The 25,546-nt window shown below is 70.3% G+C and carries 31 protein-coding genes and 1 riboswitch; of the genes, 16 read left to right on the top strand and 15 right to left on the bottom strand.

Translation table 11 applies throughout. The features are described from left to right. The first annotated feature begins 1 nt into the window (after position 1). A complete protein-coding gene (locus tag AC4D12_RS01490) occupies positions 2–316 on the top strand; it encodes a pyridoxamine 5'-phosphate oxidase family protein (protein WP_490948010.1) in 315 nt (104 codons plus the stop codon). Positions 317–345: 29 nt separating this feature from the next. Continuing rightward, the gene (locus tag AC4D12_RS01495) at positions 346–660 is read left to right on the top strand and encodes a hypothetical protein (RefSeq protein WP_490948011.1); all 315 of its coding nucleotides are present in this window, start codon (positions 346–348) and stop codon (positions 658–660) included. Between the two features lie 95 nt (positions 661–755). Here AC4D12_RS01495 and AC4D12_RS01500 read toward each other — a convergent pair whose 3' ends face one another. The 9 genes from AC4D12_RS01500 to AC4D12_RS01540 all read right to left on the bottom strand — a co-directional run bounded on the left by AC4D12_RS01500 (position 756) and on the right by AC4D12_RS01540 (position 7,132). Beyond that, a complete protein-coding gene (locus AC4D12_RS01500) occupies positions 756–1,631 on the bottom strand; it encodes a tetratricopeptide repeat protein (protein WP_490948012.1) in 876 nt (291 codons plus the stop codon). Then, on the bottom strand, positions 1,628–1,786 hold the full coding sequence (locus AC4D12_RS01505; RefSeq protein ID WP_490948013.1) for a hypothetical protein: 159 nt from the start codon (positions 1,784–1,786) through the stop codon (positions 1,628–1,630). Before AC4D12_RS01505 ends, AC4D12_RS01500 begins: the two co-directional genes overlap by 4 nt. Further along, positions 1,783–2,031: a hypothetical protein gene (locus tag AC4D12_RS01510; RefSeq protein WP_490948014.1), complete on the bottom strand. Its 249-nt coding sequence runs from the start codon at positions 2,029–2,031 to the stop codon at positions 1,783–1,785. Before AC4D12_RS01510 ends, AC4D12_RS01505 begins: the two co-directional genes overlap by 4 nt. Positions 2,032–2,083: 52 nt before the next feature. Further along, positions 2,084–4,177, bottom strand: a complete 2,094-nt coding sequence (locus tag AC4D12_RS01515) for a chorismate-binding protein (RefSeq protein WP_490948015.1) — start codon at positions 4,175–4,177, stop codon at positions 2,084–2,086. Positions 4,178–4,187: 10 nt separating this feature from the next. Continuing rightward, the gene (locus AC4D12_RS01520; RefSeq protein WP_490948016.1) at positions 4,188–4,712 is read right to left on the bottom strand and encodes a low molecular weight protein-tyrosine-phosphatase; all 525 of its coding nucleotides are present in this window, start codon (positions 4,710–4,712) and stop codon (positions 4,188–4,190) included. 9 nt (positions 4,713–4,721) lie between these two features. After that, complete coding sequence (locus tag AC4D12_RS01525; RefSeq protein WP_490948017.1) at positions 4,722–5,114, bottom strand: hypothetical protein; 393 nt, start codon at positions 5,112–5,114, stop codon at positions 4,722–4,724. Positions 5,115–5,288: 174 nt separating this feature from the next. Further along, positions 5,289–5,864 carry a hypothetical protein gene (locus AC4D12_RS01530; RefSeq protein ID WP_490948018.1) on the bottom strand — a complete coding sequence of 192 codons (576 nt, stop codon included), beginning with the start codon at positions 5,862–5,864 and terminating at the stop codon, positions 5,289–5,291. Continuing rightward, the gene (locus tag AC4D12_RS01535) at positions 5,857–6,654 is read right to left on the bottom strand and encodes a methyltransferase domain-containing protein (RefSeq protein ID WP_490948019.1); all 798 of its coding nucleotides are present in this window, start codon (positions 6,652–6,654) and stop codon (positions 5,857–5,859) included. The genes AC4D12_RS01530 and AC4D12_RS01535 overlap by 8 nt, the downstream gene beginning before the upstream one ends. Before the next feature lie 19 nt (positions 6,655–6,673). Beyond that, positions 6,674–7,132, bottom strand: a complete 459-nt coding sequence (locus AC4D12_RS01540; RefSeq protein WP_490948020.1) for a MarR family winged helix-turn-helix transcriptional regulator — start codon at positions 7,130–7,132, stop codon at positions 6,674–6,676. 93 nt (positions 7,133–7,225) lie between these two features. Between AC4D12_RS01540 and AC4D12_RS01545 the strand changes: the two genes are divergently transcribed. The 4 genes from AC4D12_RS01545 (at position 7,226) to AC4D12_RS01560 (ending at position 11,203) form a co-directional block, all read left to right on the top strand. Further along, positions 7,226–9,385 carry an MMPL family transporter gene (locus tag AC4D12_RS01545; RefSeq protein ID WP_490948021.1) on the top strand — a complete coding sequence of 720 codons (2,160 nt, stop codon included), beginning with the start codon at positions 7,226–7,228 and terminating at the stop codon, positions 9,383–9,385. A 155-nt stretch (positions 9,386–9,540) separates the two neighbouring features. Next, positions 9,541–10,014, top strand: coding sequence for a hypothetical protein (locus AC4D12_RS01550; protein WP_490948022.1), 474 nt, complete (start codon positions 9,541–9,543; stop codon positions 10,012–10,014). 101 nt (positions 10,015–10,115) lie between these two features. Next, the gene (locus AC4D12_RS01555) at positions 10,116–10,634 is read left to right on the top strand and encodes a hypothetical protein (RefSeq protein WP_490948023.1); all 519 of its coding nucleotides are present in this window, start codon (positions 10,116–10,118) and stop codon (positions 10,632–10,634) included. A gap of 128 nt (positions 10,635–10,762) precedes the next feature. Next, positions 10,763–11,203: a hypothetical protein gene (locus AC4D12_RS01560; RefSeq protein ID WP_490948024.1), complete on the top strand. Its 441-nt coding sequence runs from the start codon at positions 10,763–10,765 to the stop codon at positions 11,201–11,203. Between the two features lie 10 nt (positions 11,204–11,213). On the opposite strand, the gene AC4D12_RS01565 is transcribed toward AC4D12_RS01560, so the two are convergent. Together AC4D12_RS01565 and AC4D12_RS01570 are read right to left on the bottom strand one after the other, a co-directional pair. After that, positions 11,214–12,017, bottom strand: a complete 804-nt coding sequence (locus AC4D12_RS01565) for a response regulator transcription factor (RefSeq protein WP_490948025.1) — start codon at positions 12,015–12,017, stop codon at positions 11,214–11,216. 137 nt (positions 12,018–12,154) lie between these two features. Continuing rightward, positions 12,155–12,229: riboswitch (cyclic di-GMP riboswitch) on the bottom strand. A 73-nt stretch (positions 12,230–12,302) separates the two neighbouring features. Continuing rightward, entirely contained in the window at positions 12,303–13,196 is an 894-nt protein-coding gene (locus AC4D12_RS01570) for an ArgP/LysG family DNA-binding transcriptional regulator (RefSeq protein WP_490948026.1), read from the bottom strand. 69 nt (positions 13,197–13,265) lie between these two features. On the opposite strand from AC4D12_RS01570, the gene AC4D12_RS01575 reads away from it, so the two are divergent. After that, positions 13,266–13,871: a LysE/ArgO family amino acid transporter gene (locus tag AC4D12_RS01575; RefSeq protein ID WP_490948027.1), complete on the top strand. Its 606-nt coding sequence runs from the start codon at positions 13,266–13,268 to the stop codon at positions 13,869–13,871. A 15-nt stretch (positions 13,872–13,886) separates the two neighbouring features. On the opposite strand, the gene AC4D12_RS01580 is transcribed toward AC4D12_RS01575, so the two are convergent. Beyond that, positions 13,887–14,111: a hypothetical protein gene (locus AC4D12_RS01580; RefSeq protein WP_490948028.1), complete on the bottom strand. Its 225-nt coding sequence runs from the start codon at positions 14,109–14,111 to the stop codon at positions 13,887–13,889. Positions 14,112–14,169: 58 nt separating this feature from the next. On the opposite strand from AC4D12_RS01580, the gene AC4D12_RS01585 reads away from it, so the two are divergent. The 8 genes from AC4D12_RS01585 (at position 14,170) to AC4D12_RS01620 (ending at position 21,950) form a co-directional block, all read left to right on the top strand. Continuing rightward, on the top strand, positions 14,170–15,483 hold the full coding sequence (locus AC4D12_RS01585; RefSeq protein WP_490948029.1) for a DUF2252 domain-containing protein: 1,314 nt from the start codon (positions 14,170–14,172) through the stop codon (positions 15,481–15,483). Positions 15,484–15,621: 138 nt separating this feature from the next. Then, positions 15,622–17,493: a molecular chaperone DnaK gene (gene dnaK / locus AC4D12_RS01590; protein WP_490948030.1), complete on the top strand. Its 1,872-nt coding sequence runs from the start codon at positions 15,622–15,624 to the stop codon at positions 17,491–17,493. Between the two features lie 2 nt (positions 17,494–17,495). Then, complete coding sequence (locus tag AC4D12_RS01595) at positions 17,496–18,152, top strand: nucleotide exchange factor GrpE (RefSeq protein WP_490948031.1); 657 nt, start codon at positions 17,496–17,498, stop codon at positions 18,150–18,152. A gap of 180 nt (positions 18,153–18,332) precedes the next feature. Next, a complete protein-coding gene (locus tag AC4D12_RS01600) occupies positions 18,333–19,328 on the top strand; it encodes a DnaJ C-terminal domain-containing protein (RefSeq protein ID WP_490948032.1) in 996 nt (331 codons plus the stop codon). A 50-nt stretch (positions 19,329–19,378) separates the two neighbouring features. Next, on the top strand, positions 19,379–19,828 hold the full coding sequence (locus tag AC4D12_RS01605) for a heat shock protein transcriptional repressor HspR (protein ID WP_490948033.1): 450 nt from the start codon (positions 19,379–19,381) through the stop codon (positions 19,826–19,828). A gap of 76 nt (positions 19,829–19,904) precedes the next feature. Then, the gene (locus AC4D12_RS01610; RefSeq protein WP_490948034.1) at positions 19,905–20,471 is read left to right on the top strand and encodes a hypothetical protein; all 567 of its coding nucleotides are present in this window, start codon (positions 19,905–19,907) and stop codon (positions 20,469–20,471) included. Positions 20,472–20,517: 46 nt separating this feature from the next. Next, positions 20,518–21,207: a PspA/IM30 family protein gene (locus AC4D12_RS01615; RefSeq protein ID WP_490948035.1), complete on the top strand. Its 690-nt coding sequence runs from the start codon at positions 20,518–20,520 to the stop codon at positions 21,205–21,207. 59 nt (positions 21,208–21,266) lie between these two features. Beyond that, a complete protein-coding gene (locus AC4D12_RS01620; RefSeq protein ID WP_490948036.1) occupies positions 21,267–21,950 on the top strand; it encodes an SDR family NAD(P)-dependent oxidoreductase in 684 nt (227 codons plus the stop codon). Here the strand turns inward: AC4D12_RS01620 and AC4D12_RS01625 are convergent. Next, positions 21,901–23,196, bottom strand: a complete 1,296-nt coding sequence (locus AC4D12_RS01625) for an MFS transporter (RefSeq protein WP_490948037.1) — start codon at positions 23,194–23,196, stop codon at positions 21,901–21,903. The genes AC4D12_RS01620 and AC4D12_RS01625 overlap by 50 nt on opposite strands. Positions 23,197–23,222: 26 nt before the next feature. On the opposite strand from AC4D12_RS01625, the gene AC4D12_RS01630 reads away from it, so the two are divergent. Further along, positions 23,223–23,819 carry a TetR/AcrR family transcriptional regulator gene (locus AC4D12_RS01630; protein WP_490948038.1) on the top strand — a complete coding sequence of 199 codons (597 nt, stop codon included), beginning with the start codon at positions 23,223–23,225 and terminating at the stop codon, positions 23,817–23,819. Here AC4D12_RS01630 and AC4D12_RS01635 read toward each other — a convergent pair. Together AC4D12_RS01635 and AC4D12_RS01640 are read right to left on the bottom strand one after the other, a co-directional pair. Continuing rightward, a complete protein-coding gene (locus AC4D12_RS01635; RefSeq protein ID WP_490948039.1) occupies positions 23,806–24,387 on the bottom strand; it encodes a hypothetical protein in 582 nt (193 codons plus the stop codon). The two genes, AC4D12_RS01630 and AC4D12_RS01635, sit on opposite strands and share 14 nt — an antisense overlap. After that, positions 24,384–25,412: a DUF695 domain-containing protein gene (locus tag AC4D12_RS01640; protein ID WP_490948040.1), complete on the bottom strand. Its 1,029-nt coding sequence runs from the start codon at positions 25,410–25,412 to the stop codon at positions 24,384–24,386. Before AC4D12_RS01640 ends, AC4D12_RS01635 begins: the two co-directional genes overlap by 4 nt. Positions 25,413–25,546 lie beyond the last annotated feature (134 nt).

Here is a 25,546-nt window from a genome sequence, read left to right on the forward strand (position 1 = left end):
CGTGAGCGGACAGTTTGCCGGTATCGCCTTCACTCCCGCAGTTCAGGAGGTGCAGGAGCGCTACGGCAGCGCTGCGTTCTTCGGCGGGCGCGCTGCCGAGGCCCGCCGACGGGCGGATGCTGACACCCTGACTCGGAGGGAGACGGACTTCCTCCAGGAACGGGACGGGTTCTATCTCGCGACCGTGGGTGAGACGGGCTGGCCCTACGTCCAGTTCCGCGGCGGCCCGCCCGGCTTCCTACGGGTGCTCGACGAGCGGACGCTGGCCTGGGCCGACTTCCGCGGGAACCTGCAGTACGTCTCGACGGGCTCCTGAGCGGCTCCGGCCGGGTGTCCCTGATCGCGATGGACTACGCAGGGCGCAGGCGACTGAAGCTGTTCGGCACCGCGAGGGTGGTCTTCGCCGACGAGGAGCCGGAGCTCGTGGCGTCCCTTGCCGTCGACGGCTACGACGCCGTCGTCGAGCGGGCCGTGATCGTCACCGTCGAGGCGTTCGACTGGAACTGCCCGCAGCACATCGAGCCGAAGTACACGCGCCGCCAGGTCGAGGAGATCGCCGCCCCGATACGGCGCCGGCTGGATGCCCTGGAGGCGGAGAACGCCGCGCTGCGCTCGCGGCTCGCGGCGTCAGGGGCCGACGACGGCGAGCACGCCTCGTGACGCGCGCGACTGCGAGCTGGGGACTCCGCGTGGTCCAGGCGCTGCTGCGATCCTGAATCGAGTCGGCGGATGTCCGCTCGCTCAGGTCGCAGGGGCTACGCCGTCGTCGGATGGCCGTCGAGTGTGCGGATGAACGCCGCGTTCGCCCGGATCGCCGCGGCGTAGCGCTCGATGTCGGGCGTGTGCGCGGTCTCCGCCAGCAGCTCGAGCAGGGATGCGACGGCCTCGTGCGGCCTGCCCTGGGCGTGCAGCGTGATGGCCTCGAACACTCCGAGCGACGGGGAGTCCGGGAAGGCCGCCCGCGCTCGGGCGAACACCTCCCGTGATGCTTCCAGCTCGCCGAGGTTGCGCAGGGTGGAGCCGTACTGCACGGAGCACCGCATGAGGAGGTCGCCGTCGAGCCCGGCTGCGAGGGCGTCCTCGTAGAGGGGGCGAGCTTGCTCCTCCTGCCCCGCGGTGTCGTATGCGCCGGCCACCTCGTAGAGCACGCGGGCATTCTGCGGATGCGCTGCGAGGATCGGCAGGAGGGCGTCGAGCGTGGGCTGCATGTCCGCGCGGTCACGCCGCGCGAGGATCAGGTCGAGCTCGTCGTCGAGTGTCATGGGCTCATCCTGCACGACGACGACCTGCACGTCGTCCACGTAGATGATCCGGCCCGGGGTGTCCGCTTCGACCCGTTCACAGGCCACGCCGTAGCGGGCGAGCAGCGCGCGGTACTCCTCCGCGACGTCGATCAGGTGCGTGGCCGAGGACCTGAACCACGCGTGCGCGCCCGGGTTCACGGCGTCGTCGTACACGTCCGCGTGCGCGTAGGCGTTGTCGCACCAGGCGTTCGTCGTGAGCCACCACCGGTGGTCCTCCGGGGTCAGCAGGCCCTGCCGGCCGAGTGCGTTCGTGAGCGCGAAGACGCCGGGTCGGATGCCCCGCCGGTTCGGCGTCGGCGCCCGGAAGCGGACGTACAGGGGTGTCACGGCGTCGCCGATCGGGTGCGCAGCCGCTCCTGGAGCACTCCACGGCAGCCCAGCCCGACGAGGGTGATCAGCGCCGCCGCACTGATGCTGCAGAGCACGAGGCCCCACGGGGTCCTGTCGCCACCGTGGGTCACGAAGGCGTCGGCCATGCTCATGCCGGGACGGTGCTCGCGACGGCGACGGACGCTCCGAGGAGGAGGCCGAGGATGCCCCAGATGAGCACGGACGTCACCGCCATGGGCTCGCGTGCGTCGGCCATCAGGCGGTAGATCTCCTCGAGCTCGCGCCCCGGAACGACGGCCAGCGGATTCCACACGAGGATCTGGAGGGATCCGACGACGGCGTACGCCGCACACGCGAGCAAACCGGCGACGACGACGCCGGCCCTCGTACTCCCCATGACGCCCCCTTGCACGCTCGCCGCTCGGATCACGGCCCGTGGTCCGCTCATGCTAGTTCGTCAGCTCCCGCCGACCGGGAACTCCGACCGGGAACGCGGCGTCCAGGGCCGACAGCACGCCGTGCGCCTTCGTCCGCACCTCGTCCCACTCCTCGCCGGGATCGGAATCGGCCGTGACCGCACCACCGACACCGAGCGACAGCGTGGTGCCCGCCGCACCGAACTCCTCCTGCAGCACGAGTGTCCGGATGATGACGGCGAGATCGGCCGCGCCGGTGAGGCTGAAGTAACCAGCGGCCCCCGAATAGGGGCCGCGCGGTGCCTGCTCGAGACCGTCGAGGATCCGCATGGTGCTGATCTTCGGCGCGCCCGTCATGGACCCCGCGGGGAAGGCGGAGGCCACGACGCCGGCCCGCGCGCTGCCCGGCCGGAGGCGTGCGTCGATGGTGCTCACCATCTGGTGCACGGTGGCGTAGGTCTCGATGGCGCAGAGCCGGGTCACCTGGACGGACCCGGGCACCGCGTGGTGCGAGAGATCGTTGCGGAGCAGGTCGACGATCATGATGTTCTCCGCGCGGTCCTTCTCCGACGTCCTGAGGTCCTCGAGGAGTGCGCGGTCCATGGCGGGGTCCGCGGACCGGCCGCGTGTGCCCTTGATCGGCTCGGCGCGCAGGTCACCGCCCGCGGTCAACGCGAGGAACCGCTCGGGAGAGGTGCTGGCCACGGCGAACCCGGGGAAGCGGAGCAGATGACCGAACGGTGCGGGGCTCACCGCCCGGAGGCGCAGGTACGCCGCGAGGGGGTCCATCGTCCCGACGCGCGCGGTCAGAGCCGTGGTCAGGCACACCTCGTACGTGGTGCCCTCGGTGATCTCCGCCTGCGCGCGCCTCACCTTCGCGAGGTACTCGTCACGGGAATCCCTCCCGAGGAACACGGGGACGGGCAGGGGTGGCAGAGGTGATGGCGCAGGTGCAGAGGACGGCGGGGGAAGGGGCGACGCCGCCTCGAGGACGGCCTGCCCCGCGCGGTCAAGCCAGTCGTCCCGCTCGCGGTCCGGCCGCCCGTCGTCGAGCGTCAGCAGGTGCACGGTGCGTTCGGCATGATCCACCACGACGGCACGTCCGGCGAAGAGCAGTGCCGCGTCCGGCAGGGCGCCGTCGTTCCCGGGGTGGTCCGAGCCGCCGGTCTCCCGTTTGAGCTCGTAGCCGAGGTAGCCGATCCAGCCGAGCGCGAAGCCGCACGCGTAGCCGTTGGGTGCGCGCACGGCGCGGCGGCCCCACACGTCCTCGAGCCAGCGGAAGAAGGGGGCGCGGACGCGTGCGGTCACCGCTCCCGCCGTGACCTCCGTGACGCCGGACCGGTGGTGCGCCTGCTGCCCGAACGCGCCGCCGTCGTCGGCCATGATGCTGAACCTGCTGCGGGGGCCGGGGGAGCCCGCAGCGTCGGAACTGTCCAGCCACACTGCTGCCGGTGCCTCGCCGTAAAGCGCGGAGAAGAGGGCGGCGCAGTCGGGGTCGGCGTGGAGCGTGACGCATTCCAGGGTCAGCCCGCGCCGCTCCGCCCGCTCGGGTGCCAGCAGCACGGCGCACGCGGGCAGCGAGGTGAGGGCCAGGCGCACGGCGGAGGGTGACGGCGGACCGTGGTGACCCCGCACGACGACGTCCGCGGCGACGGCGGGGCTGTCACGCAGGAGCCAGGCGTCCTCCTGCGCGGCCCAGCGCTCCCAGAAGGGCCGGTAGGCATCGCCGTCGCGTGCCATGGCCGAGCGGTGGCGGGTGTCGGCATCGGCCTCCACCCAGATGATCGCATCGAGGTGCTGCCGGGCTGCTGCTGCGGCGGCGCCCACGCCCTCCAGCACCACGATGTCCGCCGCCGCGGTGGTATGTTCCGCGCCGTCCCGCCCGTGCACCCAGTCCCATGCGTTCCAGCGGGCGGACTGCCCGGCACGAAGAGGCCCGAGGACGTGCTCGACATAGCGGTCGATGCCGCCCTGCAGCCCGTCCCAGCCCGGATAGACGTCCTCGAGATGGAAGACGCTGACGGTGTGGTGTTCGCGGAGCAGTGCGGCGAGTTCCACGGCGAGCGTCGTCTTGCCGGCGCCTGAGCGACCGTCGATCGCGATGAGGAGGGGAGCTGTGAGTGGCACGGCCCGTGCGTCAGTCGTCGGTCTCGGTGTCGGCGGAGGAGCCGGCCTCGAGCTCATGGGCGACGTAACGGACGATCCCGTCCACCGAGCCCTCCACCAGGCGCCAGGTCGCGTCGAAGTCGCTGGCGTCGCCGTACCAGGGGTCGTAGATGCCGAGCTGGTCGAGGTCCGAGTCCGTGGTGGCCGGGTCGAACTCGCGGAGCAGGTGGATGCGATCGCGGGCGTCGTCGTCGGGCGCGTTGGTCCGCAGATCGCCGTAGTGGTCGAGGTCGAGGGCGAGGATGAGGTCGCGCTCGCGGTACCACTCCGGCTCGAAGCGGCGGGCGCGGTGGAGGTGGCTCTCGATGCCGAGTTCGGACAGTTTGGTGGCCGCCCGCTCGTCGATGGGCCGCCCCGCCTCCCAGTCCGTGGTGCCTGCGGAGTCGACGGCGACGTCGTCGGCCATGCCCGCCTCCGCGAAGGCCTGCGTCAGCATGAGTTCCGCCATGGGGGAGCGGCAGATGTTCCCCGTGCAGACGGTGATGATGCGGTACATCCGAGAAGCCTAGCCGTGGTTCCGGCTCCGAAGTGGCGCGGCGTCGTCGGGCTGTCGGTCGAAGGGCGAGAAGCCGTGCTCGTCGCGGAATCGCCGGATCCAGCGGAGGCGGGTCACGCCGAGATGAATGCCCCACGCGCCGACGGCTGCGAACATCGCGAGAAGGAGCGCTCCTGTCCACAGGGCCGCGGAGTCGCCCTCGCCTCGATAGCTGTCGATGGATGTTCCCGCCATGAGAAGTCCGGCGAGGACGAGTCCCACACCGAACAGGAACGTGTTCCGGGGATTACTGAAGGGGTGGAAACTTCCCCGGTAGTTGGGGTGCGCCCACGGGTACGGCTCCTTGAGCCTCGGCGGCACATGGGAGTCCCACTGTCGGGGTCGCCAGAGAGGCGCGCTCATACGAGGAACCTGAGGACGTGCGGCTCCAGGACTGTGATGGTCGAGAGCTCCCGCGCTGCTGCACAGTGAGGCCCGATGATGCCGTTCGACATGCCCGTTCCCCCTGGTTGAGACCTTTGCCGTCAGCCTAGGCCACGGTTCGTCATGCGGCGATGGAGAGAGCTGCCCAGACGGTCACTCCGTCAGCTCCTTCTTCAGGACGGCGGTCGCGGTGGGCGGCGCGATGACCTGCAGGAGGCCGCCGTCGGTCTGCAGGAAGGTTGCCGGCCACCGCCGGTACCCGGCCACGAGCTTCGGAGGACGATTGCCCTCGGGTTCCCCGATGAGCGTGGCGTTCGCGAAGGTCTTCAGCCGCCCGACGGGCGTTGCGTCGAGATCACCCACCTGGCCCTGGACCTGCAGTGTCCCGTCGCGCAGGCGCGCGGTGCCGAACTCCCAGACGTCGGAGAGCGAGCCCGGGCGTGCGCGCGGGAAGCGGATGCCGCACTCGAAGACGCCACGGCCCAGATCCGCGGCCTGGCGCTGCACCCTCTCGCGCCGCACGCGCCGGAACAGGAAGTACGCGGCGACGCTGAAGACCAGGAGGCTCACGGCGATGCGCTCCCAGAAGGAGAACCCCAGGGCCTCGAGAGCGGCGGAGATCGGGAAGATCGGTGCCACCGGGGCGAGCGTGACAATGATCCCGATCTTCTCCCAGCGGCCCGGCGGTGTCCGGCGGATGTCATCATGCGAGTGTCCGGTCTCAGCCACGCGCGAGGATCTCCACGCTCGGCGTCAGGAACACGCCGCCGTCGAGCCGTGCCCAGCGCCGCCATCCGTCGGCGAGGCGCTCGAGGGTCCGCTGGTCCGCCAGGCCCCGCTCGAGTGTCTGCTCGGCGAACGCCGAGTGGAGCACCCGGTCCGCCCACGACGCCGCGTGGGCCGCGCGGTCCTCAGGAGCCGCGTGGACCCAGGTCGACGACGTCACCTCGACGCCGGTGAAGCCCGCCTCGGACACCCAGGACGCCAGGCGCCGCCCGGCGTCGGGCTCGCCGCCGTTGCTCCGCGCGAGGCTGCGGTAGAGCTCCTGCCACTCGCCGAGCTCCGTGACCTCCGGGTACCAGGTCATGGCACCGTAGTCGGCCTCGCGCACGGCCACCACACCGTCGGGCCGCAGGACGCGGCGCATCTCGCGGAGGGCGGCCACCGGATCGGCCAGGTGCTGCAGCAGCTGGTGGGCGTGCACCACGTCGAAGGACTCGTCGGCGGCGTCGAGGTCGTAGACGTTGCCCGTGCGGAACTCGAGGTTGAGGATGTCCTCGTACAGCTCCACGGCTTGGGCCACGACGTCGGGGGAGCTGTCGATGCCGAGCACGGAGCCGGGCGCCACGATGCCGGCGAACTCCGCGGTGATGCTCCCGGGGCCGCAGCCGACGTCGAGCACGTCCATCCCGGCCTCCAGGAGCGGCTCGAGGTACGCCGCGGAGGTCGCTACCGTGCGTGCCGCATGCGCCGCGAGCACGCTCGGGTGATGGCCGTGCGAGTAGGTCTCCTCGTCCATGGGTGGAGACTAGCGCGGGTCAGCCGCCCTGCGCGTCCTTCGTGGCCTCGACGGTGGCCTCCGTGACGCTCTGCATCATGGTGCGGAGCAGGGCCAGCTGCTCGTCGGAGTACCCGTCGAAGACGCCGTCGATCCGCCGGGCCAGCGGCGCGAACAGTGCCGCGCCGGTGGTGCGGGCCTTGTCCGTCAGCTCGAGGTGAACCTGCCGGCGGTCCACCTCGCTGCGCTTCCGCGTCACGTGGCCGGCGGAGTCGAGGCGGTCCACGAGGGCCGTGGTCGCGGGAGAGCTGAGGTTCAGCTCCTCGCGGAGCATGCCGGGGGTGACGGTCAGGCCTGCCCCGGCGGCGCCCATCATGATGCTCAGCGCGTGGAGGTCCGTCCGGTACAGGCTGTCGCGGTCGCTCGCGGCCCCGACGTAACGGTCCGTCTCGATCGTGAACTGCCGCAGAAGAGCCATCAGCTCCTGGCGCGTCGTCATGTACCACCTCCGTGCTCAGCTTAGAGCGAGTTCCATATATCTCCATGATAGATATACTCTGCGGTAGAGATTGATCCCGAGGTCTGGAGAGACATGAAGAACCGCTGGCTCAGGGTTGTGCTGCCCATCGTCGTCGTCCTCATCTGGCTGGCGGGAGCCGCGGTGGGCGGGCCCACGTTCGGCCGTCTGGAGGAGGTCTCGAGCAACGACCAGGCCTCCTTCCTGCCGGCGAGCGCCGAGTCCACGGAGGCCGGTGAGCTCCAGCAGCAGTTCAGCGAGTCGGACGCCATCCCTGCGGTGATCGTCGCCGAGTCCTCGACGGCGATCGCACCGGCCGACCTCGCCGCCTACGAGGAGCTCGGAGCCACGCTCGGTTCGGTCGAGGGCCTCGAGGCGCCCGCCGAGGGTGCTCCCGCCGTCGTCGGGCCCGTGCCGTCGGAGGACGGCCTCGCGGTCCAGTACATCGCGTTCGTTTCCTCCGACGCCGAACTGGAGGAGGTGGTCGCGGAGCTCCGGACCACGCTCGACGACGAACTGCCCGACGGCGTCACCGGCTATGTCACGGGGCCGGCGGGCTTCACGAACGACCTCGTGGCCGCCTTCGGCGGCATCGACGGGATCCTGCTCGCCGTCGCCCTCGGCGCCGTGTTCCTCATCCTCCTCGCGGTCTACCGCTCCCTCGTGCTGCCCTTCCTCGTGCTGCTGACCTCCGTGTTCGCGCTGGCCACCTCGATCCTGCTCGTCTTCGGATTCGCGAAGCTCGGGTGGATCCAGCTCAGCGGGCAGAGCCAGGGCATCCTGTCCATCCTGGTGATCGGCGCCGCCACCGATTACTCGCTCCTGCTCGTGGCGCGCTTCCGTGAGGCGCTGACCGAGCACCGCACCACGTGGGAGGCCATCCGGGTGGCCTACCGCGGCTCGTTCGAGCCCATCCTCGCCTCCGGCGCCACGGTGATCCTCGGCCTGCTCTGCCTGCTCTTCTCGGACCTGAACTCGAACAAGAGCCTCGGGCCCATCGCCGCGATCGGCATCGTCTTCTCGCTCGCCGCTGCTCTCACGCTGCTCCCGGCCTTCCTGGTGCTCTTCGGCAGGGCGGCGTTCTGGCCGCTCCGCCCGCGCTTCGATGCAGAGCGGGCCACCGTGGCGGCACCGCACCACGGCAGGCACGTGGCCCTCGACGGCCCCACGGCGGTCAGCGCGGAGACGGGCCTGGAGAGGCTGAAGGGTGTCTGGCGGCGCGTGGCCCTGCTGGTGGCGCGACGTCCGCGCGCGGTGTGGCTGGCCTCGCTGCTCATCCTGGTGGCGGGCGCACTCGGGCTCACCCAGCTGCAGGCCAACGGGGTGCCGCAGTCGGCCCTGATCCTCACGCCCTCGAACGCCGTGGACGGTCAGGACGCCCTGGCCCGTCACTTCGACGCCGGCTCGGGCAGCCCGGTGTACGTCGTGGCCCCCGAGGCGGAGCAGGAGGCTGCGCTCGACGTCGTCGCGGGGCAGGCGGGCATCTCCGACGCCATGGTCACGGCTGATCCCACCGGTGCCGCCGTCGTCGAGGACGGCCGCGTGCTCATCAGCGGCACGCTCGAGTACCAGGCCGATTCGGACCGCGCCGAGGACGTGGTGCGCGAGCTGCGGACAGCGCTCGACGACGCCGGGACGGACGCGCTCGTGGGAGGCGTCACGGCGGTGGCGATCGACACGAACGACACCGCGCTCGCGGACCTCGTGAAGATCATTCCGATCGTGCTGCTCGTGATCCTGCTGGTCCTGATCGTGCTGCTGCGTTCCGTCCTCGCCCCGGTGCTGCTCGTGGCGAGCGTCGCGCTGTCCAATGCGACGGCGCTCGGCGTCTCGGCGCTGGTGTTCAACGGCATCTTCGGCTTCGAGGGCGCCGACGCCTCGGTCCCGCTGTTCGCGTTCGTCTTCCTCGTGGCGCTCGGCGTGGACTACAACATCTTCCTCATGACCCGCGTCCGCGAGGAGTCGCTGCGCATCGGCACCCGGCCGGGGGTCCTGCGTGGGCTCGGCGTGACAGGAGGTGTCATCACGTCGGCGGGCGTCGTCCTCGCCGCCACCTTCGCTGCCCTCGGGGTCATCCCCATCCTGTTCCTCGCGCAGATCGCCTTCGTGGTCGCGTTCGGCGTGCTGCTGGACACGGTGCTGGTGCGTTCCCTGCTCATCCCGGCCCTCGCCTACGACCTCGGTCCGACGATCTGGTGGCCGTCGGCGCTCGGACGGGTACCGTCACCACGGTGACATCGGCCTTCCCTCCGGTGTCCTTGCCCGGAGGTGGACATGGGCACCTCTCTCCACGGACACCACCCGGCGCCCGCCATAGCCTGTGGTGAGATCCTCGCCGGTGTCGAGGGCAGGGCAATGAGCCAGGCCACGAGCAGAGGAGTGGGGGACGCATGACCGCCAGAGGCATGATCGGCGCGAATCTGGAGCAGCTGGAGCAGCTCGCGGTCCTCATGGGCACCTCCGGCTCGGGCACGGGGGATGTCGTCACGTGGGGGATGACCCTGGTGGGGGAGCCGAGCATTGCCGGTGCCACGAGCTACCCCGAGGTCTATCCGCTGAGCGGCTCCGAGGAGACACCGGGACCCGAGACGGTCTTCGGCCGGGACAACCCACTGCAGGGCAGCGTGGACTGGACCACAGGACTTCCCGACGGGAACATCGCCAACCAGGAAGACAGGTGGAAGTTGATCGTGGAGGACACGTTGCCGGGCTACCAGGAGCTGCTGCAGAACGACCCGGAGGAGGCGCGGCGCATCATCGCTTCCGACTTCGGCGACCGGCTCGAGGCCAACCGGCCCTCCAACACCATCCCCGACCTCACGCAGAGGATCATCGATGGCTTCGGTGTGGAGGTGAACCAGTGACGCGTGCGACCCTCCGGCGGACCGTCGCTGGCATCGTGATGTGCGCGGCGCTTGCGCTCACCGCGTGTTCGTCATCAGGCAGCAACGAAGGAGCACAGGCCATGGAACTGACAAAGGCGGGATCCTCGCGATTCGACGAGGGAGGTGTCGAGGCGATCAAGGATGCGCGGTCCGCCACGTTGAACCTCACATCGGGCGCCCTGACGAAGTCCGACATCGGTCTCGCCGATGACGCCTTCATTCCCATGGTGACGGTGGACGAAACCACTCCGCTCGAGGTCACGGTGAGGATGCCGGAGGGCGAGGTGGTGCTCGAGACGCCCATGCTGAAGCTCTTCGACGCCTCGGGTGGTGCGGCCGTGGACACCATCACCCTGTTCCGGGTCTTCGATGAGCCCGACGAGCTGGTCGCCGAGGTGGTGGCCTCCGTGGACACCTACGGGGTGCAGGCGGAGGCGGTGGACCAGTGGGTGTCCGACGACGAATCCGGCCTGTACGCCTCGCACGACAAGGCTTTGCCGGTCGGGACGAAGCTCGGTTCCGGCGTCCAGATCAGCGTCAACTGGCAGGACGGGGATCCCCGTCAGGTCCTCGAATACACGATCACTCCCGGGGAGTGAGAGCTGGACCTCTTCCGATCCGCAGGAGATGGGGGAGGCGCGGTGAGGTCGAGGGCATCATCCTCAGGCTTTGCGCAAGAACCTGTGGATACCGGTACTGGGCACTCAGCCGTGGCTACCCTGAGGGGGTGTCCACGCATCCCACTCCGCAGCCTCGCGGCTTCCAGCAGGACGACGGCGCGGCCTCCCCCGACGACGCCGTTCCAGGAGCGGACGCGCCCTCGATGGTCCTGGATCCGCGGGTACTGCGGGAGATGCGGCAGGACTTCTCGGACACAGCTGTGGTATCCCGCTTCGCGAGGGATTTCTCCACGAGCCTCGGCGACAAGCTCGACCGCCTGGACCTGCGACTGCGCGATGGTGACACGACCGGCGCGAGGGACGCCGTCATCAGTCTCAGCATCTCGGCCGACATGATCGGGGCGGGCCGGCTGGGTGATGCCGCACGGGCCGCGCGCACCACCCTCGCCGCGGACGCGTCTGCCGGCTCCGACGTGATGGAGGTGCTCCGCGCCTGCGCCGCGGACACCCTGCGGCAGCTCGAGCTGACCTATCCCGGATCGGTCTGACGGTTCCGGCTCAGGGCGAGCGACTCGGCATGATCCTGAAGCCGACGCCGCGGACCGTGGTGATCAGGTCCGGGTCACCCTCGCTGCGCGAGAGCTTCTGGCGGAGGTTCGCGATGTGCACCTCGATGGCTCGCTCGTCCGTCCGGCTCACGAAGTTGTAGCCGCGGTACTCCTTGCCGCGAGACACCCGGACCAGATCCTCCTTGGTCCGCACGGCGCCCTTGCTGTTCAGCAGCTCGTGCAGCAGGTTGAACTCGGTCTTCGTGAGGGGCAGTTCCTTGCCTGCGCACTCCACCGTGCGGGTACCGCCGTCCACCACCAGGTTCCCATGGCGCAGGACGTCCGCGGGTGGGCCGCCGCCGGTTCCGGACGGCGGGATGACGACGGCGTCGGGTGAGGGCGGCTCGAGGCGCAGTGCCACGTCGCTGACACGAGGCCGGCGCAGCAGGGCGTCGATCCGCGCCCGCAATTCGCGGGGTCGGAAGGGCTTGAGTACGTAGTCGTCAGCCCCGGCCTGCAGGGCAGTGAGGATGTCCGTCTCCTCGTCGCGCGCCGTCAGCACCACCACGTAGCAGTCGGTCGTGGCGCGGATGCGGCGCAGCACCTCGTAGCCGTCGATGTCCGGGAGGCCTATGTCCAGCGTCACGACCGTGGGTTGTTCGGCGCGGACGGCGTCCACGCCCTCACGCCCGGTGGTGGCCCCGGACACCTGGAAGCCGCCCTGCTCGAGGATGGCGCACACAAGATTGCGGATATCGAGATCGTCCTCGATCACCACGGCCGCGCGGCGGTCGCTGACCGGGGCGCTATTCATACTGGGCCGATGTTCGTGGAGTGCGCGGTGAGGCCTTCGCGGTCACCACGTGTGCCGGGCAACGGCCGAGGCCATCGGCTACCGGTCGGGATGCATCGGAATGTCGTCTCCGGAACATGCTTCGTGACCCTGTTCTCTTCGGCGGCCCGGCTGACCCCGAGGGTCCCGTGGCTTTGCGTCCCTGCCTCGCACCAGGTTTGCCTTTGTCGACGGGCGTGCGCCCGCTCGACCATGGTAGCAACGCCGACCGACACTTCCGAGAGGTCGCCCGGGTCCGGGGCGAGGTCATGACGGGGTCTCCTGCCGTCGAAGAACACCCGCAGCCCGGCGCACCGCGTCGCTGACCGCGCCGAGCGCCCGGGATCCACGCCTCCACTGCTGCCAGTGGAGCAGGACGTCCACGTGAGCGCCGGGGTCGAAGGTGACGAGACCGGCCGCACCCTCCCTCAGTTCCAGTTCCGCCATGAGCCCCCAGCCCATGCCGAGCCTGATCGCCTCCGCGAACTCCTGGGCGGCCGGCACGTAGTGACGCGGTGGCGCCAGGACGCCGGGGGAGCGGCTGCGGAGGTAGCGGTCCTGGAGGTCGTCCTTGCGGTCGAACACGATCACCGGCGCGGCGGCGAGCTCGTCCGGCGTGGCGCCGGCGCTGAACCAGGTCCGCCGGAACTCGCGCGTGCACACCGGTACGTACCTCATGACGCCCAGCGGTTGTGCGCTGCACCCCTGGACCGCAGTGGCCACCGAGGTGATCGCGGCCGATGCCGCGCCGCTGCGCAGGAGCTCGAGGGAGTACTCCTGGTCCTCGCGCAGCACCTCGATCTGCAGGTTCCCCGCCACGGGGGCGAGGGCGGGCAGCACCCAGGTGTGGAGGGAGTCGCCGTTCACCACGATGGTGATGTGCTGCCGCTCCTGCTCGCCGGTCGCCGCGAGCTCCAGGGCGAGATCGGCCGCGAGAAGATCCAGCTGGCGGGCGAAGCGCACGACGGCGAGCCCGGCCTCCGTGGGCCGGAGAGGTCGTGTGCGCGATACGACCGGGCGCCCGACGGACAGCTCGAGAGCCCGGATGCGCTGGCTCACGGCCGACGGCGTGATGGCGAGCGCCTCGGCCGCGGCCTCGAAGCTGCCGCCGGTCACGATGGCAGCGAGAGCACGCGCCTGAGCGGCGTCGACGTCCTTCATGAGCACTTCTTACCATGCTGTAGAAGGATTAGCTGGTCTACACCGGGCGTCACGCCCTACGTTCGAGGCATGATCACCACCGTCGCCACCGGGCTCGCCGCCGGCCTCACCCTCATCATCGCGATCGGCTCGCAGAATGCCTTCGTGCTGAGGCAGGGCCTACGGCGCTCGCACGTGGCCCTCGTCGTCACCGTCTGCGCCGTCTCGGACCTGCTGCTGATCGGCCTCGGCGTCGGCGGACTCGGGGTGATCATCGAGCGCGCGCCGGTGCTGATCGACGTCGTGCGGTGGACCGGGGCCCTCTTCCTCACGGGGTACGCGGTCCTCGCGGCACGGCGCGCGGTGCAGGGGGAGGCGCTCGACGCCGAGGGCGGCACGCGGGCCACGTCGTGGCAGGCCGCACTCGGGACGTCCCTGGCCCTGACCTGGCTCAATCCGCACGTGTACCTCGACACCGTGCTGCTGCTCGGCTCCCTCGCGAGCACGCACGGCACCGACGGCAGGTGGTGGTTCGCCGCCGGCGCCGGGCTGGGCTCCGTGCTGTGGTTCACCGGTCTCGGGGTGGGCGCCCGCTACCTCGCCCCGCTCTTCCGGCGACCGTCGGCGTGGCGCGTGCTCGACGCCCTGATCGCCGTCGTCATGCTGGCGCTCGCCGTGATGCTCGTCCTCGGGTGACCGCTCCCTCCCCGTTCACCGCTCGAGGTTGGCGCGTTCCTCGATCCAGTCCGTGGCGGCGTCGGACAGGTGGACGCCGTCCGGTCCACGCTCGCCCATCCACCAGGTCTCGGAGGCGATCAGGCCGCCCGCCCGGCTGATGTCGGCCACCACCTCTGGCGAGAGCGGCTCGCCGTTGTGCGCGATCAGCCAGTCACGCGTCTGCGGCATCACGAGCATCCACCACTGGTCCAGGTCCATCCGGGAAGTATCGCATCACCGCCGCCGGCCGCACAGGTTGCGCGCGTACCGTGGGCGCATGGACGCCAGCACCGTACGTCAGCAGCTCATCGTCAGCACGCTCGTCGAGGCCCACCAGGACCTGATGGTGGCGGATCCACTCGCCTTCCGCGCCCGGTTCCGCAAGATGGCCGCTGATCCGTACGCGTTCTACCGCGGCAGCGCCGCCCTCTTCTACACGGACATGGCGGAGCTCGACGACGCCTGGGCGGACGAGCGGACCGCCCGGGTCTGGATCCACGGCGATCTGCACGCGGAGAACTTCGGCACCTACATGAGCAACGAGGGTCGGCTCATCTTCGACGTGAACGATTTCGACGAGGCCTACGTGGGCCACTTCTCCTGGGACCTCCGCCGCCTCGTCGCATCCCTGACGCTGCTGTGCTGGCAGAAGGCGCTGCCGTCGCAGTCCGTCCGTGCACTCGCACGCACCTACCTCGAGGCCTACCTCGGCCGCGTGGCGGACTACGTCGAGGACGAGCAATCGGCCTTCGCCTTCGGGCTCGAGAACACCGAGGGCACCATCCACCGGGTCCTGCAGCAGGCCCGCTCGGCGCGGCGGACACGCCTGCTCGACGCACTCACGGTGATCGTGGACGACGAGCGGCAGTTCCGTGACGACGGCTCCATCCGGATGCTGGACGACGCCGAGTACGCGGAGGTGGCGGAGGCCTTCGCGCGCTACCTGGAGACGATCCCGGACGGTGACAGGTCCCGACGGCGCGTGTACTACCGCGTCAAGGGCATCGTGGGGAAGAAGGGGTTCGGCATCGGCAGCGCCGGGCTGCCCGCCTACAACGTCCTGATCGAGGGCTTCGACGAGGCACAGGAGAACGACATCATCCTGACCCTCAAGCAGTCGGCCATCGCGGCGCCCAGCCGGATCGTCGACGACGAGCGCGTCCGGGGTTTCTTCGAGGACGACGGGCACCGGGCCGTGATCAGTCAGCGATCACTGCAGCCGCACACCGATCCCTTCCTCGGCCACACCACCCTTCGCGGGGTCTCCTTCGTGGTGTCCGAACTCTCGCCCTACAAGCGCGACCTCTCCTGGGACGACCTCACCGAACCGGACCAGATGGCCCCGGTGCTCGAGGCGCTGGGGCAGGCGACGGCGAAGATCCACTGCTCCACCGACGAGGACAGCGACCACGACCTCGTGCCCTTCCGGACCGAGACGGCCATCCTCGCCGTCGTCGGCTCGGCGACCGAGGCGTTCATCGAGGACATCGTCACCTTCGGTGAGTCCTACGCGGAGCGGGTGCGGGAGGATCACGCCCTCTTCGTCGACGCCTTCCGGGAAGGGCTGATCACCGCCGTGCCTGCTGCCTGAGCTGTCAACCTGAGTCGGGTCGACTCAACTCGGTTTGGTCCTACCGACCCGCGGGACTACAGTTGAGTGCAGAACGCTCAATCCACGCGCCCGGCGGATGAGCGCCTCGCAAATCCCGGGCAGTCGAAAGGAACTTGCATGTCACGTGCAGTAGGTATTGACCTCGGAACCACCAACTCGGTCGTCTCGGTCCTCGAAGGTGGCGAGCCCACCGTCATCGCGAACGCCGAGGGCGCCCGCACCACGCCGTCGATCGTCGCCTTCTCCAAGTCCGGCGAGGTCCTGGTCGGCGAGATCGCCAAGCGCCAGGCCGTCAACAACATCGACCGCACCATCGCCTCCGTCAAGCGCCACATGGGCACCGACTGGAACGTCGACGTCGACGGGAAGAAGTACACCGCGCAGGAGATCTCCGCGCGGACGCTCCAGAAGCTGAAGACCGACGCGGAGAGCTACCTCGGCGAGAAGGTCACCGACGCCGTCATCACCGTTCCGGCGTACTTCAACGACGCCGAGCGCCAGGCCACCAAGGAGGCCGGTGAGATCGCGGGCCTCAAGGTGCTGCGCATCGTCAACGAGCCCACCGCGGCCGCCCTCGCCTACGGCCTCGACAAGGGCAAGGAGGACGAGCTGATCCTCGTGTTCGACCTCGGCGGCGGAACGTTCGACGTCTCGCTCCTCGAGGTCGGCAAGGACGAGGACGCGTTCTCGACCATCCAGGTGCGGTCCACCGCCGGCGACAACCGCCTCGGCGGCGACGACTGGGACCAGCGCGTGGTCGACTACCTGCTCTCGCAGGCCAAGGCCAAGGGTGCGGACCTGTCGAAGGACAAGATCGCCCTGCAGCGCCTCAAGGAAGCTGCCGAGCAGGCCAAGAAGGAACTCTCCTCGGCCACCTCCACGAACATCTCGCTCCAGTACCTCTCCGTCACGGCGGACGGGCCCGTGCACCTCGACGAGCACCTCTCGCGCGCCAAGTTCCAGGACCTGACGAAGGACCTGCTGGACCGCACCAAGAAGCCGTTCAACGACGTCATCTCCGAGGCTGGCATCAAGGTCGCTGACATCGACCACATCGTCCTCGTGGGCGGATCCACGCGTATGCCCGCCGTCGTCGAGCTCGTCCGTGAGCTCGCGGGCGGCAAGGAGCCCAACAAGGGCGTCAACCCGGACGAGGTCGTGGCCGTCGGCGCCGCACTGCAGGCCGGTGTGCTGAAGGGCGAGCGCAAGGACGTGCTCCTGATCGACGTCACGCCCCTCTCCCTCGGCATCGAGACCAAGGGCGGCATGATGACCAAGCTCATCGAGCGCAACACGGCCATCCCGACCAAGCGCAGCGAGACCTTCACCACGGCGGACGACAACCAGCCGTCCGTGGCCATTCAGGTCTTCCAGGGCGAGCGCGACTTCACCCGCGACAACAAGCCGCTGGGTACGTTCGAGCTGACCGGCATCGCCCCGGCCCCCCGCGGCGTGCCGCAGGTCGAGGTCACCTTCGACATCGATGCCAACGGGATCGTGCACGTGTCCGCGAAGGACAAGGGCACCGGCACCGAGCAGTCGATGACCATCACCGGTGGTTCGTCCCTCTCCAAGGAGGACATCGACCGCATGGTGCGCGAGGCCGAGGAGCACGCCGCCGAGGACAAGAAGCGCCGCGAGGCCGCCGACACCCGCAACGGTGCCGAGCAGCTCGCCTACTCGGTGGACAAGCTCATCGCCGACAACTCGGACAAGCTGCCCGAGGAGGTCCGCACGGAGGTCCAGGCCGACGTCGACGCCCTCAAGAAGGCGCTCGAGGGCCAGGACAACGACGACGAGGTGAAGACCGCGTTCGACAAGCTGCAGGCATCGCAGTCCAAGCTCGGCGAGGCCATCTACGCCTCCGCGCAGCAGGACGCCTCGCAGGCCGGTGGCGCCCCCGCTGATGACCAGTCCGCCTCCGCGAGCGCCGACGAGGACATCGTCGACGCCGAGGTGGTCGACGACGACACCAACGAGAAGAAGTAGCCATGCCGCACCACGGAAACGACGAAGAGCACCAGGCGGAACCGGTGAACTTCCGCGACAACCGGAAGATCGATCCCGAGACCGGTGAGGTCCGTGGGCAGCAGGACGACGCCGGTGAGCCGACTGCGGGGGATCCCGCGGCCGGCGGCCCGGCCGCTCCCGCGGCCGACGCGTCGCAGGGAGACGCCCTGGCCCAGGCCGAGGCGATCCTCAACGAGGCCGGCGGCGAGAGCAACCCGGCGGTGGACGTGGTCGCGGAACTCCGCAACGATCTGCTCCGGCTGCAGGCCGAGTACGTGAACTACCGGCGCCGCGTCGAGCGTGACCGCGACGTCGCACGGGACCAGGCGGTCATCGGGGTCATCACCACGCTGATGCCCGTCCTCGACGACATCGATGCCGCGCGTCAGCACGGCGATCTCGCCGAGGGCCCGTTCGCGGCGATCGCGGGGAAGCTCGAGAACGTGCTCAGGACGTACGAGTTGACGCGGATCGACGAGGTGGGGGTGGAGTTCGACCCGAACATCCACGAGGCCCTCATCCAGCAGCCGAGCGCCGAGGTGCAGACGGACAGCGTCAGCCAGATTCTCCGGGCGGGCTACCGCAAGGGGGAGCGCGTCCTCCGGGCCGCGCAGGTGATCGTCGCAGTACCCGAGTAGATTGCATCGCCGGGCGGACACCGAACGGCGGCAACGAAATTTCCCGACTCGCAGAGCTCGCTGGGAAATATTAAAGCCGCCTTCCTCGGTGCTCCGCCCGGCTCTCCCGGGTTAAGGGGGCTGTCAAAGGGCTTTTGACCCGCCGTACTTCATTGTTCTTCCTAGGAAAGGAGACTCCGATTGGCTAGTCAGGATTGGGTCGACAAGGATTTCTACAAGATCCTGGGTGTCTCCAAGGATGCGTCCGATGCCGACATCAAGAAGGCGTACCGCAAGCTCGCACGCCAGCACCACCCCGATCAGAACCAGGGGGATGCCGGGTCCGAGCGGATGTTCAAGGACGTGTCGGAGGCGTACTCGGTGCTGTCCGACGCCGAGCAGCGCCAGCAGTACGATGCCATACGTGCCATGGGCGGCGGCGCGCGCTTCTCCGCCGGGGGTCCGGGCGCCGGAGCCGGCGGAGGTGCGGGTTTCGAGGACATCTTCGGGAACCTCTTCGGCCAGGGTGCGGGGCCGCGCCAGCGGACCGGCTTCTCCAACAGCAACCTCCCGCCGGAGTTCGCGGACCTCTTCGGGGGCGGGGGCATGGGCGGCAGCACCTTCCCCGGCGGCTTCCAGCAGCCACGTCCGCAGAAGGGCGCCGACCGCACGGCCACCACGTCCATCTCCTTCGCGGGCGCCATCAACGGCACCACCATCGGGCTGCGTGAGCCCTCGGGCGAGCAGATCGACGTGCGCATCCCCGCGGGCATCCGCGACGGGCAGAAGGTCCGCGTGAAGGGCAAGGGCCAGCCCGGGCAGGCGGGCCCGGGAGACCTCATGGTCGCGGTGTCCGTGAAGGACCACCCGCTCTTCAAGCGCGACGGCGACACCATCCGCATCACCGTCCCGGTCACCTTCCCGGAAGCCGCCCTCGGTGCGGAGATCGAGGTGCCGACACTCTCCGGCGAGCTGGTGAGGATGCGCATCCCCGCGGGGACGCCGTCGGGCCGGACGCTCCGCCTCAAGGGCAGGGGCGTCAAGACCTCCAAGGCCACGGGGGATCTGCTGGTCACGGTCGAGGTGGTGGTGCCGCAGAACCTGTCGAAGGAGGCCGAAGCCGCCGTCGAGGCCTTCCGGGACGCCACGAAGGACGCCGACCCCCGCGCCGGCCTTGCCGCGAAGGCGCGGCTGTAACAGTACATTTGACCGAACGCCGGGAGGACCGGCACGGAAGGAGGCCACCGATGGACTACACGATGCCCGTCTACGTCATCTCCGTGGCCGCGGAGCTCGCCGACATGCACCCCCAGACCCTGCGTCAGTACGACCGCCTGGGGCTCGTCATCCCCAGCCGGGCGCCCGGCAGGGCGAGGCGCTACTCGCAGAAGGACGTCGGCACGCTACGGGAGATCCAGCGGCTGTCCCAGGAGGGCGTCTCCCTCGAGGGGATCCGACGCATCCTCGAGCTCGAGAACAAGGTTGCCGCCCTGCAGGCGCGCGTGTCGGAGCTGTCCTCCGAACTCTCCGCGCAGCGTGGTCGGTCGGAATCGAGCCGGATCTTCGCCGCGGGCCTCGCGGGCGACGTCGTCACGCTGGCACGCGGTCAGCGGCCGCGTCCGCGCAGTCAGGCCCTCGTGGTGTGGCGGCCCGAGCCGGAGCGCGCGCGGTCCTCCTCCGACGCGGTCGGGTGGTAGTCGGGTGGTCGCCGGGTGGTAATCGTCGGGGCGGGCGAGGAGACTGGAACCATGCACGTCGAACCGGGAGGTCCTGATGCTTGAGCCGATCATCGCGGCGTTGGCGGTCGGCGCCGGGATCCTCGCGACACTGGGCGCCGGAACGGGGGTGGCCGGCTGGCTCGTGGTCCGGAAGGTCAAGCGCTCCCGGATCATCGAGCGCACGCGGGACCGCGGGATGCTCGCCGCGCGCGCCTACGCGCCCGATCCCCTGACGCGGGAACCCGCGCGCCTGATCAGCAACCTCACGCGATCCTCCCGAGCCACACATCTCGCCCTCGAGGAAGCTGTGGCACAGCACCGCCCCGTGGGTGACCTCCCGCGCGCGGCCGCGGAGATCGACCGCGCCGCAGCGTCCCTCGAGACCCTTCTGAAGGCGGCGGACCGCGAGCCCAACCGCGCGCTCAAGCAGGAGTGGACCCGGGACCTCTCGGCGCAGGCGCGGGCACTCGACGAACTCTCCGCCGATCTCCGACGCTCCCTCCTGGCGACCTCCCGCTCGATGGACACGCTGCAGCTCGAGCAGGCCACCGCGCGGCTGCGCACCGAGATCTCGGCGATGAGCACCTGGCGTGACACCTACGGGAACCGCCAGGCCTGGTGAACTGTTGGTCTCGGTACCAGTGATCCAACGGCTTCGGGGGTAGAGCGTGACCATCAGGCGTCGCATCCAGCGCATCGTCACGGCGAACCGCACGGCCGCCGCGGACGCGAAGAAGGACCCGCGCGTGCAGGCCGAGGAGGCCCAGCGGTCCCAGCACGCGCTCCTCGACCAGGCCCGCCGCGGCGCCGCCGACCTCGCCGCCCACCATCACCGCATCGGCCTCTCGGCCAACGAGGCCGCCCTCTACCTCCACCGGGTCGAGCGGGCGGCCGAGGCGGCTGTGCAGCGCGGCGACGACGACGCTGCGCGCGCTGCCATCCGGGAGTCGATCTCCGCACGGAAGCGGCTGGAGGCCCTCACCTCCCAGCTGGCCGAGGCCGAGCACCAGTCGCGGAGGGTGCAGGACGACGTCCGGCGGCTCGAGGAGCGCCTGCAGCGCAACGCGATGGAGTACGACGCCCTCCTGGCCCGGCGGGCCGCGGCGGAGGCGACGAGAGGCGTCCACGAGGCGCTCGGCGCGTCCTCGCGGGAGTCGGCGGCCATCGATGCGGCCCGTCGCAACGCCGAACTCGAGGTGCGCCGCTTCGAGGCCCAGGCCCGGGGTCGCGAGGAACTCTCCTGGTCCGACCCCTCCTCGCCCCGGCTGGAACAGGCCTTCGAGGAACTGGAGGCGGAGGTCGCCGCGCAGCAGGAGCTCGAGGAGCTCAAGCGGCGGCACGGCGGCGGCCGCCCGTAGCGTCCTCGGTTGTCGCTAGTGGCCCGTGGGGCGTCGGTCGCCGTTGTTAGACTCGGCCCATGACTGAGCTCAGCGGGTCCCATGTCCTGGTCGTCGGCGCAACCGGAGTGCTCGGAGCGGAGCTCTCCCGCCAACTCGCCGCCCAGGGCGCGCAGCTCACGCTCTCCGGCAGGTCCGAGGAGAAGCTCACCGCGCTCGCCTCGGAGCTCGGGGACGCCGTCACCGCTCAGGTCGCCGCCGATCTCGGCAAGCCCACCGGCCCTGCTGACATCGCGGCCGCCGTGTACGGGCGGGAACTGAACGGCGTCGTCTTCGCCTCGGGTGTGGTGGCCTTCGGCCCGGCCGTCGAGGTGGACGACGACACCCTCGATGAACTCATGCTCGTGAACCTGCTCGGCTACATGCGGCTCATGCGGGAGGTCGCGCCGAAGCTCGCGAAGGATTCCTTCATCGCGCAGATCAGTGCCGTGGTCGCCGAGAGCCCCACCGCCGGCATGGCCGCGTATTCCGCCACGAAGGCGGGCCTCAGTGCCTACGGCAAGGCGCTGACCCTCGAGCTGCGCAAGCAGGGTGTGAGGGTGCTCGACGTGCGGCCGCCGCACACCGAGACCGGCCTCGCCACGCGGCCCATCGCCGGTGAGGCGCCGAAGCTCCCCCAGGGCAAGGACCCGAAGGCCGTCGCCGAGCGCATCATCACGGCCGTGCGGGAGGGCGAGCGGGACCTCCCGTCGTCGGCGTTCTGACGCCGAGGGCGGCCGCCGCTGCCGCTCCGCACATTGCTGCCGCGAGGGCGAACGCGGCACCGGGAGCGATGCTCCCGAGCAAGATCCCCGTGAGGAACGCCCCGCCCGCCTGACCGAGGACGAGCGCGATGAAGAGGGCGGATGTTCCCGCGGCACCGTTCCCGGGCGTCGTCGTGGCCCACAGGATCAGCACCGACGTCGCCGCCGTGTAGGTGAGGCCGAAGAGCAGAGCCCCGGCGATCGCCGCCACGGTCACCGTCGGGAGGACACCCACGAGCGCCGTGGCGCCGGCAGTTCCGAGGCAGGTCAGGGGCCAGGTCAGGGCGATCGGCCGGGACGCGAGCCACCGGGACAGCAGCACCGCGGCGCCGCCGCCCACGCCCAGCGCGATCCACGCCCCGGCGGATGCCGCCGGACTCATGCCTCCGACGTCCTCGAGGACGGTGCGGCCGTAGACCCAGACCGCCGCGCTGCCGACGCCCAGTAGCACCGCTCCCGCGAGCGGCCTCACGAGGTCGCGGAGACCTCCCCCGAGGGTGCGGACACCGCTCCCGAGCGTCGCCCCGTCGCGCAGCTTCACTTGTTCACGCGTCTGCACACGTCCCTGCGCCGCTGCCCGGACCGCCGCCCGTTCCTGCTTCCGTCCCGTCGCCCGCTCCTGCACTGACCTCCGCGGATCGCCGTCACCGCACAGCACGCCGACGGTCGACACCACGGCGATCACCGCGACGAGGATCCACGCCACACGCCACGCGTCGCCGAGCACGAGGGACAGCATCCCGGCCAGCACGACCCCGAAACCGGTGCCGGAGTTGACCGTGGACTGCGCGCGCCGCTCACGGGACGGCTGCACGTTGCGCCGCACGAGCTCGACCAGCGCGGGTGTGGCGAAGCCGGCTCCCATACCCGCCAGGAGGACGGCGACGGCGAACACGGCGGTCGAGTGCGCTGCTGCGATGCCGAGGCTCCCGATGGTGGCTGTGAGACCCGCGAGTACCGCGACCGTCCGGGGGCGGGAGCCTGCCCAGAGGAGCCCGAGGCCCGACGCGACGCAGTACAGGAGGGAGGATCCCGACGAGAGCATGCCACTGGTAACCGGCGTCAGCGCGAAGGACGAGGCGAAGACCGGCAGGAACAACCCGAAGCCGAGCCTCGCCAGGCCGTAGGTCGTGGCGATGAGGGCGACGCCGGAGACGAGGAGGATCGGGCCCGACCGAGCGCGGGCAGACTGTAACGAGCGTTTCATTGAAACGAACGTTATAGGGTGTGTCCATGCCAGCGCAATCACCAGCTCGTGACCGCCTGCTCGATGCCGCCGAGGATCTCGCGGCCTCGCACGGCGTCACGAGCACCCCGGTGGACGTGATCCTCGCCCGCGCGGGTGTCTCGCCGGCGACGCTGTACGCGCACTTCGGCACCAAGGAGGGGCTGATGGCGCAGGCCCTCGAGCGGCGGCTGCAGCGGTGGGCGGATCTCTGGCAGGAGTGCATCGACGAGGCGGCGTCCCCCGAGGACCGCCTGCTCGCGGTCTTCGACGCCCTGCTCCGCCTCCGCGGCGCGCTCACGCCGTCGCGGTGGTGCATGTTCCTGGGGGTCGCCGCGGAGACGCCGCAGCGGGGGAGTGCTCTCGACGACGTGCTGGCCGGTGACACCCGCCTCCTGACCGAGCGGCTCGCCGAGCTCGCGGTACCGCTGGTGGGCGCGGACCGGGCTCGCTCTGCGGCGGACCGCACGGTGCTGGTCTACACGGGCGTGCTCGGGATGATCCTGCGGGGCGCGGACGAGGAGACCGCCGTGGCCGAGGGCCGGGCGATCGCCGCCCTCACGCTCCAGGCCCTCCTGCCGCCGGGAGGGACTAGGCGCGCGTAGCGGCGACGGAACGTCCACGGAGCGTATCGATCGCCTGCCGCAGCGACCAGCCGAGCAGGACGACGCCGGACCCGACGCCGGAGACGACGGCGACCAGCCCGGCGCTGTGGGTCGTGAACGCGAGGACCAGTCCCACCACCCCGAGGACGGTCATGAGGGTGGCGATGCTCGTCAGCTGTGCTCGACCCTCGGGCCAGAGGCGCGCGAGCGGGAAGAAGTGCACGCCGACCACGAGGGCGATCCAGCCCAGGGCCGCGGCGGGTTCGATCGTCCTGAGGAGCGCGAGGCCGCCGAAGAGTGCGATCGCCTCCACGGCGACCACCGCCCAGTAGAACCGGGTGAAGCCGACGGGCCGGGGTCCGCCGGACCCATGGATCTCGCGGGCCGTGCGGAAGAACGCCACGAGGACGACGGCGAACGCGGCCACCGCGAGCACCCGCAGCACCACCGCGAGCGCCGGAGGAAGCGTGGAGGAGTTCACGAGGACGAACACCATGCCGAACGAGCCGCCGATCACGTGGCCGACGAAGGTGGGGACGCGGATGGTTCCAGGGGCATCAGGGGTCATGCGAAGTCCTGCACTTTCTTCCAGCCGGGGTCGGGAGTGTGTCTGGCGGTGATCGTCCGCAGGCCCTGCGCGGCGCGGTCGAGGACGTCCCGCCCGTTCTGGTCCTCGGAATCGGAGTAGAAGTGGAGCGTACGCACGCCCTTGGAGGTCTCGACGGCCACGAGCATGCCGCGCATTCCCAGAGTGCGGACGGTGCGGTCCTCGATGTCGTCGAGGCCGGGGAGGGCCGCGGCGACCGGGAGCCCGGCGTCGTCGGCGTCGTAGCGCAGGCGCAGAGCGGTGTGCAGGTCGAACTGCGGATGGTCGATCCACCGCAGTGGTCGCAGCACCCGGACGAAGACCGGCTCACCGGAACCGTGTTTGCCCTGCATGACGATCCAGCCGGGCTCCGGGAGGGTCCTCGCCAGCTCGGCCACGCGCCCGGGGAGCTCTCGCGCGGGGAAGCTGTCCACGACGTCGTGCACGATGCAGTCGACGCGCCGGACCCAGCGCTCCACGTCGTCCTCACCCAGCAGCCATTCGAGCAGCAGGACGCACAGGCCGTGCTCGTCGTCCCACTGGCCGGTGAAGCCGGGGTTGTGCACGGAGACGATCAAGCCGTCGCCCGCCCGGGTGACCGCAGCATGCACCGTGGTGCGGCGGAGATCGAACGTGCGGCCGCGGTAGGTGATGGTCGAATCGAGCATGTCCGGCTTGGCGCTCCGCGCGGGGATGAACTCCCACCGGCGGCCCGCGGGCGGGGACGCCCGGTACCAGCGCTCGGCCACCGGCCGGAGGGATGCGTTGCCGCCGCTGGAGATGCACAGCGTGTGCTCGGACTCCTGCCCGTTCCGCGTCTCCCATTCGAGGCCGCGGGCGATCGCGTGCACGCGCTGCGTCATGACGTCCACGTAGGCGTCGAAGTCACCCGCGCGGGTGGCGGTGGTGAGCAGTTCCTCGCCGTCCGCCGCCCACCACTGCCAGAAGGCCTCGATGGGATCCTTCCGGCCGCGCCGAACACCGGCCCGGCGGTTCACAATGCCCATGGTGCTCGCGTTCCCTCGGTGTGTGCGCCCGGGATCCTCCGGTCGCTCCGACCTGAGTGAATCTACCCTGCGGGATGGCCCCGGCGGGAGGTGTCCGCCGGGGCCGCGGCGGGGCGCCGCCCAGTGGAACGGAC

The organism is Arthrobacter sp. TJ-266, assembly GCF_058269115.1.